The sequence below is a fragment of the Lapidilactobacillus dextrinicus DSM 20335 genome, from assembly GCF_001436095.1.
In the GTDB taxonomy this organism is placed as follows: domain Bacteria; phylum Bacillota; class Bacilli; order Lactobacillales; family Lactobacillaceae; genus Lapidilactobacillus; species Lapidilactobacillus dextrinicus.
On the sequence record NZ_AYYK01000020.1, the window covers coordinates 1 to 749 of the forward strand.

Below are 749 nucleotides of genomic sequence, written 5' to 3' on the forward strand. Positions count from 1 at the left end.
ATCGGGAAGACAGGATTCGAACCTGCGACCCCCTGGTCCCAAACCAGGTGCTCTACCAAGCTGAGCTACTTCCCGTTCTATGCACCCAGTAGGAGTCGAACCTACAACCTTCTGATTCGTAGTCAGACACTCTATCCAATTGCGCTATGGGTGCATTTTCATTATAATGCCGAGGACCGGGGTCGAACCGGTACGGAGATCACTCTCCGCAGGATTTTAAGTCCTGTGCGTCTGCCTATTCCGCCACCCCGGCAGTATAATGAAAGCGGAAGACGGGATTCGAACCCGCGACCCCCACCATGGCAAGGTGATGTTCTACCACTGAACTACTTCCGCATTATGCCGACTAGACGATTTGAACGCCCGACCCTCTGATTACAAATCAGATGCTCTACCAACTGAGCTAAGTCGGCATATCTTTATTTCGTTGACACCTTTCGGTGTGATACGGGTGAAGGGACTTGAACCCATACGTCCATTGGACACTAGAACCTAAATCTAGCGCGTCTGCCAATTCCGCCACACCCGTATTTTATTCAACTATGAGCCGTGACAGGCTCGAACTGTCGACCCTCTGATTAAAAGTCAGATGCTCTACCAACTGAGCTAACGGCTCAATGGAGGTTACAGGGCTCGAACCTGTGACCCTCTGCTTGTAAGGCAGATGCTCTCCCAGCTGAGCTAAACCTCCATTTAGCGTGGCAGCGCCCTATCCTCGCAGGCAGTCTCCCACCAACTACTCTCGGCGC

At 52.2% G+C, this 749-nt stretch carries 8 tRNA genes; all 8 read right to left on the reverse strand.

The features are described from left to right. Nucleotide 1: 1 nt before the first annotated feature. The 8 genes from FC84_RS07735 to FC84_RS07770 all read right to left on the reverse strand — a co-directional run bounded on the left by FC84_RS07735 (nt 2) and on the right by FC84_RS07770 (nt 691). Nucleotides 2-75: transfer RNA gene (locus FC84_RS07735), tRNA-Pro, on the reverse strand. 5 nt (nt 76-80) lie between these two features. Continuing rightward, nucleotides 81-154, reverse strand: a tRNA-Arg gene (locus tag FC84_RS07740). 13 nt (nt 155-167) lie between these two features. Then, nucleotides 168-253 (reverse strand) — tRNA-Leu (locus FC84_RS07745). Nucleotides 254-264: 11 nt separating this feature from the next. Next, a tRNA-Gly gene (locus tag FC84_RS07750) sits at nt 265-336 on the reverse strand. A 4-nt stretch (nt 337-340) separates the two neighbouring features. Further along, nucleotides 341-413: transfer RNA gene (locus FC84_RS07755), tRNA-Thr, on the reverse strand. A 33-nt stretch (nt 414-446) separates the two neighbouring features. Next, nucleotides 447-529: transfer RNA gene (locus FC84_RS07760), tRNA-Leu, on the reverse strand. Nucleotides 530-543: 14 nt separating this feature from the next. Then, a tRNA-Lys gene (locus FC84_RS07765) sits at nt 544-616 on the reverse strand. A gap of 2 nt (nt 617-618) precedes the next feature. Next, nucleotides 619-691 (reverse strand) — tRNA-Val (locus tag FC84_RS07770). Nucleotides 692-749 lie beyond the last annotated feature (58 nt).